Genomic DNA, 242 nt, shown 5'->3' with positions numbered 1-242 from the left:
CAGCAGACGCGCCTCGGGAAGCGACGCCGTCTGGCCCATCAGACGCACTTCCACCCTGTCGCCGCCGCGGCCCTCATGAATCGCCTGCGTGTCGTTGCGGTTGATGACGAACAGCATGTACATGGCCAGCAGCGCCGACCCCAGCACCAGCTGCGATTCACTGCGCGCACCCCAGAAATGCATCCAGCTGTCGCTGGCCGGGAACACCCAGCCGCCCCACCAGCGGGCGCGGATCCGTGCCG

General features: G+C 68.2%; 1 protein-coding gene. It reads right to left on the bottom strand.

All coding sequences use genetic code 11. The annotated features are described in order from the left end of the window. Nucleotides 1-242: hypothetical protein (locus SB719_RS22190; RefSeq protein WP_412160039.1), on the bottom strand; the 242-nt coding region annotated here is incomplete at both ends.

The organism is Pantoea sp. SIMBA_079 (genome assembly GCF_046940275.1).
Classification (GTDB): Bacteria; Pseudomonadota; Gammaproteobacteria; order Enterobacterales; family Enterobacteriaceae; genus Pantoea; species Pantoea borealis.
Note: the sequence above shows the minus strand (reverse complement) of the source record. Positions and strands in the feature narration are given on the sequence as shown.